This window comes from Paenibacillus taichungensis (assembly GCF_047302525.1).
GTDB lineage: Bacteria > Bacillota > Bacilli > Paenibacillales > Paenibacillaceae > Paenibacillus > Paenibacillus taichungensis_B.
On sequence record NZ_CP168020.1, the window covers coordinates 3180256 to 3197836 of the forward strand.

The window sequence follows — 17581 nt, forward strand, 5'->3', positions numbered from 1 at the left end:
GTATCATAAAAAACCGAATTTATTGTAAGCGCTTCAACCGTTTTCTGAAAGGTTAATTCATCACATATATGGGAAACCTTTGAGCTGAATGATCATCCGGCTTAACTACCTTCAAAGGAGAGATAGAATGAAATTCCTAATTGCCCTTCTTGGTATACTTGTTGTCTTTGGACTAGCTTATCTGGTCAGCAACGGTAAGAAGAAGATCCGATATCGTCCACTAATTATCATGATTGTTTTGCAAGTTATATTGGGATACGCATTGTTGAACACAGAAATCGGTACGTTTTTGATTGGCGGTTTCGCGACTGTATTTGAAAGTTTGCTTGGCTATGCAAATGACGGTATCTCATTTGTATTCGGTGGCTTGACTACCGTTGGTGCAGACAGTGGGGGCGCGCCGTTTTTCCTCAGTGTATTGATGCCGATCGTCGTCATCTCAGCGCTCATTGGGATATTGCAGTATATCCGAATCTTACCTTTTGTTATAAAATATATTGGTCTGGTATTAAGCAAAGTCAACGGAATGGGTAAACTGGAATCATATAACGCGGTTGCTTCGGCTGTATTGGGGCAATCTGAAGTGTTCATTTCTGTTAAAAAACAAATTGGGTTGCTGCCGAAACATCGGCTGTACACCTTGTGTGCCTCGGCGATGTCCACGGTATCGATGTCGATTGTCGGTGCCTATATGTCCATGATTGATCCGAAATACGTGGTTACGGCACTTGTGCTGAACCTGTTTGGCGGTTTTATCATTGCTTCAATCGTGAATCCTTATGAGGTTTCCGAGGAAGAAGATATATTGGAAGTACAGGAAGAGGAAAAACAATCCTTCTTCGAAATGTTGGGCGAGTACATTTTGGATGGTTTCAAAGTCGCCATCGTCGTAGCAGCGATGTTAATCGGTTTTGTTGCTTTGATCGCACTTGTTAACGGGATCTTCAGTGCAGTGCTCGGCATTTCGTTCCAGGAACTGCTTGGTTATGTGTTTGCACCATTTGCCTTTATTATGGGTGTTCCGTGGAAAGAAGCGATTCAAGCGGGAAGTATTATGGCTACCAAAATGGTATCCAACGAATTCGTTGCCATGCTTGATCTGACCAAACAAACTACATTGTCTGCCAGAACAACAGGAATCGTATCCGTCTTCCTCGTATCTTTCGCCAACTTCTCCTCGATCGGTATTATTGCCGGTGCGGTGAAGGGACTTCATGAGAAACAAGGTAACGTGGTGGCCCGCTTCGGTCTGAAACTGCTTTACGGTGCATCGCTTGTCAGCGTGCTGTCTGCGATCATCGCCGGACTGTTCTTGTAAAGCCGGATTATTGGAAGGAGTGCTTAAGTTATGTCAACATTCAAAAGAGTACATCTGATCGTTATGGATTCAGTGGGAATTGGTGAAGCGCCGGATGCAGCGGAATTCGATGATTTCGACGTCGACACCTTTGGTCACATTGCACGTGAACGCGGAGGTTTGAACATGCCGCATATGGCCAGTCTTGGACTGTCCAATATTAAGGAAATTGAAGGTGTCCCTGTAGCGGATACACCAAAAGCCTTTTACACCAAGATGCAGGAAGCGTCCAGAGGAAAAGACACCATGACGGGTCACTGGGAACTGATGGGCCTATACATTGATACGCCATTCCGCGTATTCGCAGACGGATTCCCGGATGAGTTGATTCAACGCATTGAGGAGAAAACAGGCCGTAAAGTGATCGGGAACAAACCGGCCAGCGGCACGGAAATCATTGATGAATTGGGCGAAGAGCATGTGAAAACAGGTGCCCTGATTATATACACATCCGCAGATTCGGTTCTGCAGATTGCAGCCCATGAGGATGTTGTTCCACTGAAAGAACTGTATGAAATCTGTGAGTTCTGCCGCGAGATTACTCTCGACGATCCTTACATGCTGGGCCGTATTATTGCCCGTCCTTTTGTAGGCGAAGTAGGTAACTTCAAGCGTACAGCTAACCGTCATGACTACGCACTTAAACCTTTTGGCCGTACCGTGATGAATGAACTTAAAGATGGTGGATTTGATGTGATCGCTTTAGGTAAAATCGCAGATATCTACGATGGCGAAGGTGTAACCAAGTCTGTACGTACCGTCTCCAACATGGATGGTATGGACAAACTGTCTGAAACGATGGATGAGGCGTTCACTGGACTTAGCTTCCTGAACCTGGTTGACTTCGATGCCCTGTTCGGTCACCGTCGTGATCCACAAGGTTACGCTCAAGCACTTGAAGAGTATGATGCTCGTCTGCCTGAGATCTTCAGCAAAATGACAGACGATGATCTGCTGCTCATCACAGCTGACCATGGTAATGACCCAACCTACCGCGGGACGGACCATACACGTGAGTATGTGCCACTGCTTGTGTACTCTCCACGCTTCAGTGGGGGCAAAAAGCTTGAACTGCGCAGCACGTTTGCGGATGTTGGAGCAACAGTAGCTGAGAACTTCGGAGTGAAACTGCCGGAATATGGTACAAGCTTCCTGAAGGATTTGAAATAGTCAGCATTCTTATCTTTAACTGAACTTGGGGAAAGTTGTTATTTTCTTGAAACATAAAGTTGGACAGGATAACCACTGGGGCAGCTTCGGCTGCTCCGATCCCTGGCCTTCATTCAATCATATGGATAACTGGAGGAGATTTAATCATGAGTACACATATTGGAGCTAAACCCGGAGATATCGCAGAAACAATCCTTTTACCAGGAGACCCCTTGCGTGCAAAATTTATTGCAGATACGTACCTTGAAGATGTCGTTTGTTACAACGAAGTTCGCGGAATGCTCGGATTCACGGGTACATATCAAGGACACCGTATCTCGGTGCAAGGCTCGGGCATGGGGATTCCATCGTTTAGCATCTATGCCAACGAACTGATCAGCGAATATGGTGTGAAAAACCTGATTCGTGTAGGAACTTGCGGAGGTATGCAAGAACACGTTCGCGTTCGTGATGTTATCCTTGCTCAAGCTTCATGTACTGATTCCAGCATGAACAAGCTCGTGTTTGGTGGATATGATTTCTCCCCGATCGCGACGTTCTCCCTGCTGAAAGAAGCCTATGACCGCGCAACTGCAAAAGGTATGAAAATTCACGTCGGTAACGTATTCAGCTCCGATTCCTTCTATCGTGACGACCGTTCCGTGACTGAGAAATTGATGCAGCACGGCGTACTGGGCGTTGAGATGGAAACAACTGCACTGTACACACTCGCAGCCAAATTTGGCGTAAACGCACTGACTATCCTGACTGTAAGTGACCACTTACTGACAGGTGAAGAGACTACTGCTGAAGAGCGCCAAAAAACATTCAACGACATGATGGTGGTAGCACTGGAAACAGCAATTACGCTGTAAAAATTACTTATCAATTGATTTTGATCGAAACTTTGTTTCAAGCACGTAGTGGAGGACCCGGAATCGATTCTAAAGAAGCGAAGCGTTCGCCTTTGTCTCCAAATTTCAACCTTATAAAAGGTTATTCAAAGAAATTTGGAGACAACAGCGATCGAAAGAACGATCCGGGGCCGTAACGGACTAACAACAAAGTGTTCTATACAAATCACCCACAACGAAGGAGAGATCATCATGAGAATGGTAGACATTATTGCTAAGAAACGCGACGGAAAAGAACTGACAACAGCTGAGATTGATTTTGTTGTTCAAGGATATACACAAGGCGAAATCCCGGATTATCAAGTCAGCGCTTGGGCGATGGCAGTATTCTTCAAAGATATGACTGATAAGGAACGCGCAGATTTGACCATGTCCATGGTGAACTCGGGCGATACCATTGATCTGTCCGCAATCGAAGGTATCAAGGTAGACAAGCACTCCACAGGAGGCGTTGGCGATACTACAACGCTGGTACTGGCACCGCTTGTTGCTGCTCTGGATGTTCCAGTTGCCAAAATGTCCGGACGTGGATTGGGTCACACTGGTGGTACAACAGACAAACTGGAATCTGTTGCAGGTTTCCACGTCGAGTTGGAGAAAGAAGAGTTCATCCGCCTCGTTAACGAACATAAAGTTGCCGTTATCGGTCAAAGTGGCAACCTCACGCCGGCGGACAAAAAACTCTATGCATTGCGTGACGTGACAGCTACTGTTAACTCCATTCCACTGATTGCCAGCTCCATCATGAGTAAGAAAATTGCAGCAGGTGCCGATGCGATCGTATTGGATGTCAAAACGGGTGCTGGTGCATTCATGAAGACAACGGAAGATGCGAAAGAACTGGCACATGCTATGGTAAGCATCGGTAACAATGTAGGACGTAAAACGATGGCTGTCATTTCTGATATGTCTCAACCACTGGGCCTCGCTATCGGTAACGCGCTTGAAGTGAAAGAAGCCATTCTTACGCTGCAAGGTAAAGGACCGAAGGATCTGGAAGAACTCTGTCTGGCGCTTGGACGTCAAATGGTATTCCTTGCTGGTAAAGCAGACTCCCTGGAGCATGCTGAGGAGAAATTGAAAGAAGTGATCCAGAACGGTAAAGCGCTGGAGAAATTCAAAGACTTCCTGGCAAATCAAGGCGGAGACGCTTCAGTTGTAGATCACCCAGATCGCTTGCCACAAGCGAAATATCTGGTTGAAGTACCAGCGGATAAAGACGGATATGTAGCTGGTATCGTCGCTGATGAAATCGGTACTGCTGCAATGCTGCTCGGCGCAGGCCGTGCAACGAAAGAGTCCGAGATCGATCTTGCTGTAGGCTTGATGCTCAACAAAAAAGTGGGTGACCAGGTTAAAGCTGGCGAATCCCTCGTAACGATCCATGCGAATCGTGAAGACGTAGCAGACGTAATCGCGAAGATCAAAGAGAACATTACCATTGCAGATCATGCTGATGCCCCTGTGTTGGTTCATGATATCGTAACGGAATAATATATCAGGCAAACAAGGTCTAACCTTATGCCTGAATTAAATTCAAAGCCCCGAAGCTGTGCATTCCATAGCTTCGGGGCTTTTCTTATTTATTTTGTAACTTATCATACGTCACAACCGAATCTGCACTAGTGTAAATGTAAGGGGTGGATGGCTGATCGACCGGCGTTACCTTCGACGCCCGAATCTCAATGGTGTCCTCACCATTCACTTGGGCCGATCCAATTGTGCCATCGATTTGTACCCAACTGTCTGTAGGAAAGCTGTCTGCATTCGGGACATGAATCATCAGGCCAAAGGGTGCCGCGTCTGCTGGGCAGCACATAACAAGAAATCTCCCTAATGCAAAATGAGATTCATGATCCATGCTTTTATCTCGATATACAAACCCGGTAAGGCTGATGGCCTTGCCTGCAAATTGTCGTTGGAACATGTCGATGGAACCTAATGTCTCGGAGAAGATTTCAGGATATACCTTAATGACCGATTCCGCATATAACTTCTCTGCCAGTTCGGCTAATTCACGACTGTACTCATCTGGGGGAACGAATTGTACTTTTATGGCAGACACAGATGATTGAACAGTTGCAGTTTTTTTGGATAGATCTTTAATGTCCAGATCTGTTGCATCAGGTAAAGGTTCTTTTCGACGAATCTCCGGAGGTCCATAGGATAGGGACATGCCTTTTTGACTGGCCATGGAACTTCCTAGTGCCTGATCTGGCAAAAGAAAACCAAGTACTAAAGGAATGGCAATCAAGCCATAGATCAGCAAACTGCGTACCCATCCTGAAGGAGGTGGATGCTCACAGTCACAATGGAGCTGGCTATTACCAAACAGTCCGTGCCAGGCCATGATTGCGGCAATAAACAAAAAGGGAACAGGGCAGCAGAGTAGCAATCGCTGCATCGTCGGCGCTAAGTAATAATGAAGAGAATCAGTTGTATTCAAATGAATGATGTATACGGCGAGTCCGCCGATCCACAGCGCACGAATCAGGTTATGCCACTGGATAGGGTGAGATTTGGTAACCGGAGCTTTGGTCATTGTATAACCAGGATGGTTCATGTAATCACCTCTTTTGATCAGATAATACATTCATAAATGCTCATGCCAAAAGGTTAATCAACCACGACCCTGCAAAAACCAAAGTAATAATGGCCAGGCTCAAGCCAATAACAAACCGGGTGCGGAAGGTGGAGAGCAGCATCAATGTGCTTTTGAAATCAAGCATTGGACCGAGAACGAGAAAGGATAACAGCGGTCCCAACGCAAACGTGTGAGAGAATGCAGATGCTACGAATGCATCGGATGTCGAACAGAGAGACAATACATATGCAAAGCCCATCATGAAGGCATAGGAGGCGACAGGCCCGTTACCGAGAGAAATGAGATCACTGCGGCTGATAAAGGTTTGAATGCAAGCTGTTATTAGAGCACCGATCACCAAATATTTGCTCATATCGACAAATTCGTCACCCGCATGGATGAAAAAGCTGTGCCAGTTTTTATCGTGCGCGTGATCATGATCAGTAGAGTGGGAATGAGGCTGTGCCATTTTGAATCCAGGATGTGTCTTGACCTCCGTCACTGTAGCCTTCGGTTTGCGCAACGGATTCTGGCGGACGAACATATACACGAGACCACCGATGGAAGCTGCTACAGCAAAGGCCAGTCCCATACGGGCGATCGTAATTTCGGGATGGGAAGGAAAAGCGAGCAGGGTCGCGGTAAATACAATTGGATTTACAACAGGGCCGCTAAGAATAAAGGTCACCGCGATATAGGGCGGCATGCCTTTATGCATCAACCGTCGCACGACCGGAATCATGCCACATTCGCAGATAGGGAAAATGATTCCCAGCAGACCCGCTACCAGAACACCTCCGACGGGGTTCTTGGGCGTTAGTTTGCGAATCATTTCCTCAGAAACAAACCATTGCATTAGCGAAGATAACAGCACCCCTATGAGCAGAAATGGAGCGGCTTCGAGGAAAATGCTGATGAATACCGTTTTCATATTTTGTAAGGCTTCACTGTTCCATGCTTCTTTCATATTGGGAGCCATCGTGATCAACACGGGAACAAGAAATGCGCAGGGAATCAGGAATGACAGGAGCTTAAGATTGGCTGCCATTTTCATGGGATAAACCTCCAGAACCGGGACTTTGGTAAAATATATGCTTGTACCGTCCGCATCATACTCGTTCCCTGTAATTAATCAACATTTTTACGATTTACATATCTGGACCTTAAAAACTTCTAATGTTGACAAAAGAAACGATGTTCAGTTATAGTTTGTTTTATTAATCGTAATAATTACTATTAATTAATGATTATTTTTCAGCCCATCGGTAGAGTGAAAGCTACATAGCATTCCGATTTTTTTAGTTTTAAGAGGATAAATGGAAGGGAGTAATTAAAATGACAGAACAACAACAAGTACTACCCCGAGTTCCGGTGACGGTTTTAAGTGGATATCTGGGCGCAGGCAAAACGACATTGCTTAACCATGTTCTTCATAATCGAGAGGGTATGCGAGTCGCTGTCATTGTGAATGACCTGAGTGAAGTTAATATTGACGCTGGTTTGATCCGGGATGGTGGTGGATTGTCACGTATTGATGAGAAGCTGGTGGAGATGTCCAATGGCTGCATCTGCTGCACGCTGCGTGAGGATTTGTTGAAAGAGGTGGAGCGGCTTGCGCTGGATGGTTCTTTTGACTATATATTGATTGAATCGACAGGTATTGGTGAGCCAGTCCCCGTTGCCCAGACATTTACGTATATTGATGAAGAGCTGGGGATCGATTTAACGAAATTTACGCGGCTCGATACGATGGTGACAGTAGTGGATGCTGCCCAGTTCTGGCGCGACTTCTATTCCAAAGAAACGTTGAAGGATCGGGGCCAGGAAGCCGGAGAGGACGATGTACGAGGGATCGTTCATCTGCTGACGGATCAGGTTGAATTCTGTGATGTGCTGATTTTGAACAAGTGTGATCTGGTATCGGAAGATGAATTACTCAAACTTGAGAAAGCACTACACGCGATGCAGCCGGAAGCCCGACTTATTCGCACCACACATGGACAGATTGACCCGAGGGAGATATTGAATACCGGACGGTTTGATTTTGAAAAAGCAAGCCAGTCTGCGGGTTGGATCCGCGAATTAATGAAGGAAGAACACACGCCCGAGACAGAGGAATATGGCATTCACTCATTTGTGTACCACCGGAAACGTCCGTTTCATCCGGATCGTTTGCTTCGCTGGATTGCGAAATGGCCTGATAGCATTGTACGTTCCAAAGGCTTAATATGGCTGGCTACACGTAACCATATGGCGGTGTCGTTCAGTCATGCGGGAACATCCAAACAATTGGGACCAGCGGGGTTGTGGGTAGGCGCGATGAGTGACGAAGAGCGACAAATGCATTTTGGTGATACACTTCCGCCTATTCCGGATTGGGATGAGCAGTGGGGCGATCGGGTTACGAAACTGGTGTTTATCGGGATTGACATGGACCGAGCGGAGATCGAACGGACACTAGATGATACGCTCCTTACAGAAGAGGAGATGCAAATGAATTGGCGAGAACTGAAAGATCCATTTCCAGCGTGGAGTTGACAAACGCAAAAGCATGGGCTAATATCATTAAATAGTAATAATTACGATTAATTAATTCAAAGGAGGCCATACCCATGAGAGTCATTGTAACCTTAGCCTGCACCGAGTGCGGAGATCGCAACTATACAACAACCAAGAACAAGCGTAACCATTTGGAACGGATCGAATTGAAGAAGTATTCACCACGATTGAAGAAGATGACCATCCATCGGGAAACAAGATAAATTTTTTTGTCATTTTTACATCGTAATATTTACGAAAAGAGGAAAAACCATGATTCTATCTTCCATGCGTGATGTGGTATTCGGATACAGTAAAGAGCCGGTCATTGACCAACTGTCGCTGGATATCCATGTAGGGGAGTTTGTGGGCATTACAGGACCAAATGGTTCGGCCAAAACAACCATGCTGAAATTGTTGCTGGGGCTGTTACAGCCCTGGAGCGGCACGGTACATATGAATGCACAGTCCGTACGTGGCAGCAAGCTGAACATCGGATATGTACCCCAACAGGTAGCATCATTCAACAGTGGATTTCCCAGTACGGTGATCGAACTGGTGCGATCCGGATGTTACCGCAAACTCGGTTTGTTCCGCAGATTCACATCCGAGCAGGAAGCCATCGTGGAACGCAGCTTGCGGGAAGTCGGCATGTGGGAATACCGCAACGCCCGGGTTGGGGAACTATCTGGTGGACAAAAGCAGCGAATCTGCATTGCAAGAGCCTTGGCAGGCCAACCGCAGGTACTCGTGCTGGATGAGCCGACTACAGGCATGGACCGGCGCAGCCGTGAAGGGTTCTATGATCTGATGCGCCATTATGCAGACGTCCATGGACTGACCATTATTATGGTCACCCACGGACTGGAAGAGATGGGCAACCGGTTGGACCGGACGATTACCCTGGAGCGGCAAGAAAGTGAGGAATGGCAGTGTTTGAGTACGAATTCATGCAGCGTGCTTTCTGGGCAGGCGGACTGATTGGAGTCATTGCTCCAATTTTAGGAGTCTATCTGATGCTGCGACGGCAGGTGCTAATGGCGGATACGTTATCCCATGTTTCATTGGCAGGGGTTGCCCTGGGTTCTGTGATGAACCTGGATCCGGTGATCTGTGGATTTGCGATTGCGATTATCGGTGCATTGCTGGTGGAACAACTCCGGCGAAATTACCTGACATATAGCGAGGTGCCTGTAGCTATCATTATGACGTCGGGGCTGGCCCTTGCTGTGGTGCTCATGAGTCTGAAAACCAATCTGTCCAAGACATTCAGCTCTTATCTGTTCGGTTCCATCGTTGCAGTTAGTGATATTCAGTTGTGGATTATGACGGCTGTGTGCGTCATCGGACTTATTTTTTTCATCGTGCTCCGAAGACCATTGTACAATTTGACGTTTGATGAAGAGACAGCTTCCATTGGGGGCATTCAGGTTAAAGGTTTATCATTTGCATTTGCCATTCTAACAGGAATGACTGTTGCTTCAGCCATGCCGATTGTCGGCGTATTGCTTGTGTCTGCTTTAATTGTACTGCCCGCTGCCTTGGCACTGAGATTGTCACGCAGCTTTGCTGCAGCGATCCTTATTGCCGTCGTCACCGGATTAATCGGTATCTTTAGCGGACTAACAACCTCTTACCATCTAAACACACCACCGGGAGGAACGATTGCTCTCATCCTGTTGGTCTTTCTATTGATTGGCATATCAGCACAAAAGCTGATTGGACGATATAACCGTAAACGTCATCGTAAAGAGAGAAAACAACAACGTGCAACTCTATTCATACATTCAAGGGAGAATACACCACATGAAATTCAATAAAAAATCAGCTCTTGCGCTATTATTCAGTTTTACACTTATCGTAGCCGGTTGTGGACAAAATCAGTCCGCTTCCGATTCCAGTACCAGCTCGGCTAACACGCCAGTACCAGCCGAGACCGAAGAGGCCAAACTGAACGTTGAAGTCAGCTTTTATCCGATGTACGAATTCACCAAAAATGTGGCAGGTGATCTGGCTAATGTCCATACACTCGTTCCTGCGGGTATGGAGCCACATGATTGGGAACCAACACCACAAGATATTGCAAGCATCGAGAAAGCGGATGTGCTTGTCTATAACGGGGCGGGTATGGAATCCTGGATCGATCAAGTTACGGATAGTCTGAGCAGTGCCAAACTCATTCAAGTGGAAGCGAGCCATGGGATTGATCTGCTTGAAGGGTCGGAAGAAGATGAGCATGATCACGAACATGCCGATACAACGGACACGCATGACCATGCGGATGAAGCCACAACAGAGGAGCATGATCACGATCATGACGCCGAAGCAGAAGAAGGACATACACATGATCATAATCACGATGGACTTGATCCCCACGTTTGGCTGTCACCTGCACTTGCCGTGAAGGAAGTACGGAATATCGAGGCTGGACTTGCACAGGCTGCGCCTGAACATGCGGAGCAATTCAAGCAAAATGCCGACGCCTATGTTGCCAAACTGGAGGCACTGGATCAGGATTTCAAGGCGGCTGTGGCAGACAGCAAACGTAAAGATTTCATCACACAGCATGCTGCATTCGGCTATCTTGCACAGGAATATGGTTTGCAGCAAGTACCTATTGCCGGTCTATCTCCTGAACAAGAGCCTTCCGCAGCGCAAATGGCAGCCGTTATTGATTTTGCCAAGGAGCATCAGGTGAAAACGATTTTCTTCGAAACGTTGGTTTCATCCAAAGTGTCAGAGACCATCGCCAGTGAAGTAGGGGCCAAAACGGCTGTGTTGAACCCGATTGAAGGGTTGACGGAAGAGGAGATCGCAGCAGGAATGGATTACATCGGCGTAATGCGGCAGAATTTGGAGGCACTGAAACTGGCACTGAATGAGTAGCGCTTTTGCTTCATTAACAAGCCGAGTTTACGAAAAAAGAAAACCCATTTGATGCCTGTCATCGAAAAAGGTACAATAATACAACATGCTGAGGAATGGCAATGCCGTTCCTTTGCCTTTTGCCACGCAGAGAGCACAGGGATGTGCTCTTTTCGTTGTTCAGGGTGACGGAGATCATGCGGGGAACGGGAGGAAAGCCTTATGGATTTAAATGAAGAACAGGAAGTGCTATTAAGCCAGCAGCCTGCCCATCTATGGAGAAGACGCAAGCTGGAGTTAATGCAGTGGACGGAACGCGAGAAGCAGACGGTGGCAGCGAAGAGAACGGAGATTTGGAACGATGTTGAAGTGGATGCTGAGCTTGTGGATGCCTTGACTTTGCTTCACAGAGCGGGCGTACGTACTGAGTTTTCTTGCGCTGGTGTAAGCCCACTCGATGAACCGGTAGATCATTCTCTCTATGCCTATGTTACACTTGTACAAAATGAGGCAGCCGATCGATTTGTGACCTATGCGCTGTCGCAGATGCGCAACAGATTGCTTGCCACACTGGAGACAGGAACGGGTCGTTATGATCTGTCTTCTTTTTTCATTGGCCATAACCGGAGTTTCTGCTGGTGGATGCAATATTGCGCCGCACATTTCATGGATCGAAACGATTACACTGTAGCCACGTAGTATAGTGATAGGTATTTTTACTCGGAGGCAAGGGAGGTAGGACCGAATTGAATAAATGGCTCAAAACCATACTGTTCTTGGTGGGTTCAGCGATACTAACCCGCTTTATCCCATTTTCTTCATTGTTCCGTAACCTGGATACGATGATTCACGAATTTGGTCATGCACTGGTAACACTGTTGTTATCCGGCAAAGTATTGCGCATTGAATTATACGCTGATCACAGCGGCGTTACGTATTCATCCATGCTGACACCCGGCAGATCTATATTGGTTTCCTTAGCTGGGTATGTCACGGCATCTCTCTTTGCCTGGCTGCTATTCTATCTATACCGGAAAGGACGGCACATGTGGGGGCTTGGCATCATGACGGGTGTAGCTCTTGTGTCGCTTCTCTTCTATGTAAGGGGAGAATTCGGCATGCTCTGGCTTACAGGCTTTAGTGCGCTGAATGTTGTGATTATGATCTTTGGTGCCAAAATTGCGAAATTCTATTATTTGTTACTGGCTTTTCTCACACTGGAAGAGTCCGTAGTTAGTGCTATGTACGTTGGACTAATGTCTTGGACACAGCCGTCACGCGCAGGGGATGCAGCCAATCTGGCTCAGCAGACATTCCTCCCAGCGCTGTTCTGGGGAACGTTATTTGCACTGTTTGCACTGTGGTGTGCGAAGGGAGCACTTACGCTCTTTTTCCGAAAAGAAAGCACGGCCCGCACGTCAAAATCTCGTGGATTACGAGGGCGTAATGTTTAGAAAACAGAGAAGGCACTTCCTTTTTTATTAAAGGAGAGTGCCTTTTTGTGTGTCTTCGGGTCAATCTCCAAGATTGTCCCATAACACATAAAAGTAATAAATTTCTTCCATAATCGCCTTATCATCTTCTGCAGCAACGCCGCCTTTCATCCTTGCCAAGGTACCTAGAATATCGTAGATCGTCTCACGCTCCACACTGAACTGGATGCGATTGACGATCTTGTCCCAGGCTTTCATCGCGTAATCGATTTGGGACCTGGCTTCAGTCCATTTTTTGCCCTCAACCTGTTTCTGCAATGTTTGTACAGATTCAAGCAAGCGATCATCAGCACCAAAGGGCTTTTTGAGAAGGGCTCCGCTTGCCATTATCGCAACGAACACAAGAATGAGGCAGATCGGAAGCACATACAGCAACCAGAAACGCGATTTCATTCAATCGCCTCCTTCATGTAAATTTAGAAAGGCCCCTCATAATCGCCCATATCGATTTTTTCGGTGATCTTATCCTTAAAAAGATCAATATACAATTTATCGTTAGGCAATATGGCGGCAAAAGCAATATCCTGTATCGTCACTTTTTGCTTCTTAAGCTGCTCGCTGAGCCAATTCGTATCCTTGTTTCGTTCCTCCAGATTTTGCTTAATCAGCACGCCATCAATAATAATCTCGGTCATCAGCTTGCTCTTGGCAGGATGCATATGCATGTCCTTCGCGGTTACCGGTTGATTCTCGGGTTTCAACACAACAGAGAGACTGCCGTCCGGTTCAAGAATGGCATAATCCAACGTAGTGATGTCAAATACATCCTTTTGCCGCAGCATCATGGTCAATTCGTCGAATTTTACACGCATTTTATGCAGGTTCTGTTCGAGGATTTTACCGTTCTGGATGACAAGTGTAGGGTCGGAGTCCATCAGTTTGGAGATGGTACGATTTTTCAGCGTAATATACTGAAAGATAATCGTGATAATGGTGAAAATGGTCAAGGCCACAAAATGAATCCACGCCTTGGAAGATAGATCGGTCGCAAATGTACCTGCGATGGAACCGATCGTAATGCCGTTAATGTAATCAAAATACGTCAAGTTGCCCATTTGTTGTTTGCCCAGCACCCTGGTATAGATGATCAGGGTCAGAAAGGCGATAATCGATCGCACAGCAACAACCCATGTTTCTTCCATCATGTATGTATCACCTTCCTTCGCTTCATCTTACAAATTGAAAACGTTAATGCTTGGAGCCAATATTTATTTCCACCCAGCATATTTGTGGGCTATAACAAGCTTTTCCTAGGCTGGATAATCTTATTCTTGAACGGCAAAAAACCGAAACCTGGATAAGAGCTCCAGGCTTCGGTTAATCATTCGAAAACATATATTTAATTCGGTCAATCCATGTAAAAGGAAAATAGAATAGAGGTCATACACCCGAGTAAGCCATAAACCCGCCATCCACAGGAATAACCGTACCTGTAACAAAACCGGACTGCCGTTCATCTGCCAGCCACATCAGCGTGCCCAGGAGATCTTCCGGTTTGCCGAAGCGCCGCATTGGCGTGTGCGCAATGATTTTGCTTGAACGTTCGGTCGGCGATCCATCCGGCTTAAGCAGCAGATTACGATTTTGCTCAGTCAGGAAGAACCCTGGTGCAATAGCATTTACCCGGATTCCCGATTCGGCCAGATGTACTGCAAGCCATTGCGTGAAATTGTTAATCGCCGCTTTGGCTGCACTGTACGCAGGAACTTTGGTCATGGGCGAAGGGGCACTCATGGACGAAATATTAATGACGGTAGTAGGAACATCGCGTTCAATCATTTGTCTTGCGAAAATCTGGGTAGGGATGAGTGACCCGACAAAATTCAGATCCATCACCTGACGGAAACCATCGACACTTACATCAAAAAAAGTAGTGATATCCGGCTGCTCCAAATCTTCCTGTCTGAAAATTTCATTTGTGGTATTGGCGCTGGCATGGTTGCCACCCGCTCCGTTAATAAGGATGTCGCAGGGTCCCAGCTTCTCCTGAACAACAGCTGCTGCCGCTATTACGCTATCGGCCTGGGTCACATCACAAGCTACTGCGATCGCTTTTCCGCCTTGAGCCTCGATTGCTGCAACGACTTCTTCCCCTTTGGATACGGTACGGTTCAGAATGGCTACACTTGCGCCATGACGCGCGAGCTCCTCAGCCATAGAACGACATAGAACACCTGCCCCGCCAGTAATTACAGCTGTTCTGCCTTCCAGACGACTTGATCTTTCTTTGGCAAAGTCATTCATGCTTTTGACCTCCTTTGCAGGGAGTCCCAGACGCCCCACAGATACATAATTCCCAAAGCCCGATCATAGAGTCCATATCCCGGTCTGCATTGTTCTCCCCAAAGATGACGTCCATGGTCCGGTCGTGCATAACCTTCAAATCCAATATCGTGATAGGCTTCCACAACACCAGCAATATCAACATTTCCATCCTGACTGCGGTGAGAGGTCTCGATAAAGTCACCATTATCGTAGATTTTGACATTACGGATATGAGCAAAAGGAATACGGTCCTTGAACTCGTGAATCATGCCGATGATATCATTGTTTGGATTGGCTCCAAGAGAGCCGCTGCACAGCGTTACACTATTGTAAGGGCTATCATACAGGTTCAGATATCTGCGAACATTGTCTTGACTCGTAATAATCTTTGGCAGACCAAAGATTGGCCAAGGCGGATCATCCGGATGAATGGCCATTCGAATACCTAACCGTTCAGCAGTAGGAATGATCTCCTGCAGGAAATATCGAGCGTGTTCCCACATATCTTCCTCTGTTACATCCTTATAGGCTTCGAACAGACCTGTTAAATACTGCAATCGTTCCGGTTCCCAGCCAGGCATCGTCAATGCGGAATTTTCAGTAATGCGTCGAACCAATTCTAGCGGTTCAATATCGGCGATTTTGCTATTCTCGTAGAAGAGGGCGGTAGAGCCATCTTCCATCTCCTTATGCAAATCGGTACGCAGCCAATCAAAGATAGGCATGAAGTTGTAACAGATCACTTTAACGCCTACCTGGGCAAGTTTTTCCATCGTTTTTTTGTAATTCTCAATATATTGATCACGTGTAGGCAGACCGAGCTTGATGTCTTCATGAATGTTAACACTCTCAACGACATCCAGATGTAACCCGGCCTTATCTGCAGCAGCTTTGACTGCCAGAATTTTGTCCATGGGCCATTCCTCACCTGCCGGAACATCGTGCAGCGCCCATACAATGCCTTCGACTCCGGGAATCTGCCGGATGTGGTCAAGTGTTACGGTATCATTGCCTTCTCCAAACCAGCGAAAAACCATTCTCATCACATTCACCTCATCAAGATTAGTTTAAAGAACAGGTAGATCCATCATCATTGAAAATAGGAAGGGTATGTATCCCGCAGGACACCAAGATCCGTAACGGTCAAATGCAGATGTTCCTGCATAATGTGCTCCGCCGTTTGGGCATCGTGCTGTTGTATCGCCTGAACCATGGATCGATGCTGTTCGAGCAAGTGATCCCAATGATGATCCGAAGACAGACGGAGCATTCGGCTCCGGTTCAGATGCACGTTCATATGCTGGATCACGGACCAGGTGTTTTTTTTGTTACAGCCTGCAAAGAGAGTACTATGGAATTCCTCATCCAATCCGAACATTCGTTCATCATCCGGTTCAAGTATGCATTCCTGCTGCTGCGCAAGGTTCTGCTCCAATATTTTCATTTGTTCATCTGGAAATTGCACACACGCGAGCCGTATGACGGCACGCTCAAGCTGTTCACGCATGAATCGAGCTTCCTCCACGAGATCAACTTGAATCAGAGATACATAGGTACCTCGCTGCGGATAGACTTCCAGCAGACCTTCCTGCGCTAATCGGACAAAGCTTTCTCGAACAGGGGTCCGACTTACATTGAACTCAAGCGAGATCTCTTTCTCCGAGATGGCGGTACCGGGAGGCAGCTTCAAACTCAGAATCAACTGCTTCAACGTCGTATAGACCGCCTCACGAGAAGAGAATGCCTGTTTGTTCAGAGAAGACGGGTTTATTAAGGATGATAATAATTCGGCTTTGGACGAAGACCTAGGGGGAAATTCCATAATCTCAACTCCTTCAAGGATATACTACCATACTTGTATGGTAGTATGGAAGCGCTTTATATAAGTTATTCACAATTTATCTGACACGGCTTGCTGTTAGCGGGATGGTGGAGTAAACTATAGTTATTAGGTTCAAACGTTTAAACCAACAGACGTGACAAATGTGATATCTGTAGAATATATAGAGGTGAAACCATGGGACAAAAATCGATATCTATTTTTCAAACCTGCATCCCCTTATTCCAGGTACTTAGCGACAATCATCGTCAGGCGATTTTACTTGCTCTTAGTGAGAAGGGCAGCATGACAGTAAATGAAATTACAGAACAGTTCAGTCTATCCCGGCCTGCTATATCCCATCATCTCAAGCTATTGCTTGAGAAAGGACTTATCTCCGTGGAACAGAAGGGCACACAGCGATATTATTCCGCTTCATTAAGATCCTCGGTGGAACTATTGAAGGAACTGGTTGGGGCGTTGGAAGAGGAGTGCTTATAGGCAAGAGTTGTTAACATGCCTAGGCATGTGGTCTATACGTTCGTATGTTTAAACGAATCATCATTAACTCGAAGAGGAGTTGGATTATATGAGTGT

At 46.5% G+C, this 17581-nt stretch carries 19 protein-coding genes; 12 read left to right on the plus strand and 7 right to left on the minus strand.

Features of this window, described 5'->3' with window-relative positions:
- The first annotated feature begins 127 nt into the window (after positions 1 to 127).
- From ACDJ58_RS14365 to ACDJ58_RS14380, 4 genes are all read left to right on the plus strand, one after another.
- Entirely contained in the window at positions 128 to 1318 is a 1191-nt protein-coding gene (locus ACDJ58_RS14365; RefSeq protein ID WP_053780590.1) for a NupC/NupG family nucleoside CNT transporter, read from the plus strand.
- A gap of 30 nt (positions 1319 to 1348) precedes the next feature.
- Positions 1349 to 2527 (plus strand): phosphopentomutase, encoded by a 1179-nt coding sequence (gene deoB / locus ACDJ58_RS14370; RefSeq protein ID WP_413378996.1) that lies wholly within the window; start codon positions 1349 to 1351, stop codon positions 2525 to 2527.
- Between the two features lie 146 nt (positions 2528 to 2673).
- On the plus strand, positions 2674 to 3381 hold the full coding sequence (deoD, locus tag ACDJ58_RS14375; protein WP_024631979.1) for a purine-nucleoside phosphorylase: 708 nt from the start codon (positions 2674 to 2676) through the stop codon (positions 3379 to 3381).
- A gap of 231 nt (positions 3382 to 3612) precedes the next feature.
- Positions 3613 to 4914, plus strand: a complete 1302-nt coding sequence (locus tag ACDJ58_RS14380) for a pyrimidine-nucleoside phosphorylase (RefSeq protein ID WP_413378998.1) — start codon at positions 3613 to 3615, stop codon at positions 4912 to 4914.
- A gap of 85 nt (positions 4915 to 4999) precedes the next feature.
- On the opposite strand, the gene ACDJ58_RS14385 is transcribed toward ACDJ58_RS14380, so the two are convergent.
- Entirely contained in the window at positions 5000 to 5983 is a 984-nt protein-coding gene (locus tag ACDJ58_RS14385) for a TIGR03943 family putative permease subunit (RefSeq protein ID WP_413379000.1), read from the minus strand.
- A gap of 40 nt (positions 5984 to 6023) precedes the next feature.
- Positions 6024 to 7058: a permease gene (locus ACDJ58_RS14390; protein ID WP_413379002.1), complete on the minus strand. Its 1035-nt coding sequence runs from the start codon at positions 7056 to 7058 to the stop codon at positions 6024 to 6026.
- A 281-nt stretch (positions 7059 to 7339) separates the two neighbouring features.
- Between ACDJ58_RS14390 and ACDJ58_RS14395 the strand changes: the two genes are divergently transcribed.
- The 7 genes from ACDJ58_RS14395 to ACDJ58_RS14425 all read left to right on the plus strand — a co-directional run bounded on the left by ACDJ58_RS14395 (position 7340) and on the right by ACDJ58_RS14425 (position 12861).
- Complete coding sequence (locus tag ACDJ58_RS14395) at positions 7340 to 8542, plus strand: GTP-binding protein (RefSeq protein WP_413379004.1); 1203 nt, start codon at positions 7340 to 7342, stop codon at positions 8540 to 8542.
- Positions 8543 to 8616: 74 nt separating this feature from the next.
- Positions 8617 to 8766 (plus strand): 50S ribosomal protein L33, encoded by a 150-nt coding sequence (gene rpmG, locus ACDJ58_RS14400; protein WP_413379006.1) that lies wholly within the window; start codon positions 8617 to 8619, stop codon positions 8764 to 8766.
- 49 nt (positions 8767 to 8815) lie between these two features.
- Entirely contained in the window at positions 8816 to 9523 is a 708-nt protein-coding gene (locus ACDJ58_RS14405; RefSeq protein ID WP_413379008.1) for a metal ABC transporter ATP-binding protein, read from the plus strand.
- Entirely contained in the window at positions 9469 to 10362 is an 894-nt protein-coding gene (locus tag ACDJ58_RS14410; protein ID WP_413379010.1) for a metal ABC transporter permease, read from the plus strand. The genes ACDJ58_RS14405 and ACDJ58_RS14410 overlap by 55 nt, the downstream gene beginning before the upstream one ends.
- Entirely contained in the window at positions 10349 to 11428 is a 1080-nt protein-coding gene (locus ACDJ58_RS14415) for a metal ABC transporter substrate-binding protein (RefSeq protein WP_413379012.1), read from the plus strand. The genes ACDJ58_RS14410 and ACDJ58_RS14415 overlap by 14 nt, the downstream gene beginning before the upstream one ends.
- A 201-nt stretch (positions 11429 to 11629) precedes the next feature.
- Complete coding sequence (locus ACDJ58_RS14420) at positions 11630 to 12106, plus strand: hypothetical protein (RefSeq protein WP_413379014.1); 477 nt, start codon at positions 11630 to 11632, stop codon at positions 12104 to 12106.
- A 47-nt stretch (positions 12107 to 12153) separates the two neighbouring features.
- A complete protein-coding gene (locus tag ACDJ58_RS14425) occupies positions 12154 to 12861 on the plus strand; it encodes a M50 family metallopeptidase (protein WP_111620815.1) in 708 nt (235 codons plus the stop codon).
- A 60-nt stretch (positions 12862 to 12921) separates the two neighbouring features.
- Here ACDJ58_RS14425 and ACDJ58_RS14430 read toward each other — a convergent pair whose 3' ends face one another.
- From ACDJ58_RS14430 to ACDJ58_RS14450, 5 genes are all read right to left on the minus strand, one after another.
- The gene (locus tag ACDJ58_RS14430; protein WP_413379016.1) at positions 12922 to 13293 is read right to left on the minus strand and encodes a DUF4363 family protein; all 372 of its coding nucleotides are present in this window, start codon (positions 13291 to 13293) and stop codon (positions 12922 to 12924) included.
- 23 nt (positions 13294 to 13316) lie between these two features.
- Positions 13317 to 14045, minus strand: a complete 729-nt coding sequence (locus ACDJ58_RS14435) for a DUF421 domain-containing protein (protein WP_181458523.1) — start codon at positions 14043 to 14045, stop codon at positions 13317 to 13319.
- A 235-nt stretch (positions 14046 to 14280) separates the two neighbouring features.
- A complete protein-coding gene (locus tag ACDJ58_RS14440; protein WP_413379019.1) occupies positions 14281 to 15144 on the minus strand; it encodes an SDR family oxidoreductase in 864 nt (287 codons plus the stop codon).
- Complete coding sequence (gene uxuA / locus ACDJ58_RS14445; RefSeq protein ID WP_376034711.1) at positions 15141 to 16208, minus strand: mannonate dehydratase; 1068 nt, start codon at positions 16206 to 16208, stop codon at positions 15141 to 15143. The genes ACDJ58_RS14440 and uxuA overlap by 4 nt, the downstream gene beginning before the upstream one ends.
- A 47-nt stretch (positions 16209 to 16255) precedes the next feature.
- Positions 16256 to 16987 (minus strand): GntR family transcriptional regulator, encoded by a 732-nt coding sequence (locus ACDJ58_RS14450; RefSeq protein ID WP_413379022.1) that lies wholly within the window; start codon positions 16985 to 16987, stop codon positions 16256 to 16258.
- Positions 16988 to 17182: 195 nt separating this feature from the next.
- On the opposite strand from ACDJ58_RS14450, the gene ACDJ58_RS14455 reads away from it, so the two are divergent.
- Complete coding sequence (locus ACDJ58_RS14455) at positions 17183 to 17485, plus strand: ArsR/SmtB family transcription factor (protein ID WP_413379025.1); 303 nt, start codon at positions 17183 to 17185, stop codon at positions 17483 to 17485.
- Positions 17486 to 17581: the final 96 nt, after the last annotated feature.

Excerpts from the sequence above, each read along its gene's own strand:
- ACDJ58_RS14395 (WP_413379004.1), top strand. The coding sequence starts at position 7,340 with ATGACAGAACAACAACAAGTACTACCCCGAGTTCCGGTGACGGTTTTA.
- ACDJ58_RS14410 (WP_413379010.1), top strand. The coding sequence starts at position 9,469 with ATGGCAGTGTTTGAGTACGAATTCATGCAGCGTGCTTTCTGGGCAGGC.
- ACDJ58_RS14365 (WP_053780590.1), top strand. The coding sequence starts at position 128 with ATGAAATTCCTAATTGCCCTTCTTGGTATACTTGTTGTCTTTGGACTA.
- ACDJ58_RS14435 (WP_181458523.1), bottom strand. The coding sequence starts at position 14,045 with ATGATGGAAGAAACATGGGTTGTTGCTGTGCGATCGATTATCGCCTTT.
- ACDJ58_RS14415 (WP_413379012.1), top strand. The coding sequence starts at position 10,349 with ATGAAATTCAATAAAAAATCAGCTCTTGCGCTATTATTCAGTTTTACA.
- rpmG (WP_413379006.1), top strand. The coding sequence starts at position 8,617 with ATGAGAGTCATTGTAACCTTAGCCTGCACCGAGTGCGGAGATCGCAAC.
- deoD (WP_024631979.1), top strand. The coding sequence starts at position 2,674 with ATGAGTACACATATTGGAGCTAAACCCGGAGATATCGCAGAAACAATC.
- ACDJ58_RS14380 (WP_413378998.1), top strand. The coding sequence starts at position 3,613 with ATGAGAATGGTAGACATTATTGCTAAGAAACGCGACGGAAAAGAACTG.
- ACDJ58_RS14450 (WP_413379022.1), bottom strand. The coding sequence starts at position 16,987 with ATGGAATTTCCCCCTAGGTCTTCGTCCAAAGCCGAATTATTATCATCC.
- deoB (WP_413378996.1), top strand. The coding sequence starts at position 1,349 with ATGTCAACATTCAAAAGAGTACATCTGATCGTTATGGATTCAGTGGGA.
- ACDJ58_RS14420 (WP_413379014.1), top strand. The coding sequence starts at position 11,630 with ATGGATTTAAATGAAGAACAGGAAGTGCTATTAAGCCAGCAGCCTGCC.
- ACDJ58_RS14430 (WP_413379016.1), bottom strand. The coding sequence starts at position 13,293 with ATGAAATCGCGTTTCTGGTTGCTGTATGTGCTTCCGATCTGCCTCATT.
- uxuA (WP_376034711.1), bottom strand. The coding sequence starts at position 16,208 with ATGAGAATGGTTTTTCGCTGGTTTGGAGAAGGCAATGATACCGTAACA.
- ACDJ58_RS14390 (WP_413379002.1), bottom strand. The coding sequence starts at position 7,058 with ATGAAAATGGCAGCCAATCTTAAGCTCCTGTCATTCCTGATTCCCTGC.
- ACDJ58_RS14385 (WP_413379000.1), bottom strand. The coding sequence starts at position 5,983 with ATGAACCATCCTGGTTATACAATGACCAAAGCTCCGGTTACCAAATCT.
- ACDJ58_RS14455 (WP_413379025.1), top strand. The coding sequence starts at position 17,183 with ATGGGACAAAAATCGATATCTATTTTTCAAACCTGCATCCCCTTATTC.
- ACDJ58_RS14440 (WP_413379019.1), bottom strand. The coding sequence starts at position 15,144 with ATGAATGACTTTGCCAAAGAAAGATCAAGTCGTCTGGAAGGCAGAACA.
- ACDJ58_RS14405 (WP_413379008.1), top strand. The coding sequence starts at position 8,816 with ATGATTCTATCTTCCATGCGTGATGTGGTATTCGGATACAGTAAAGAG.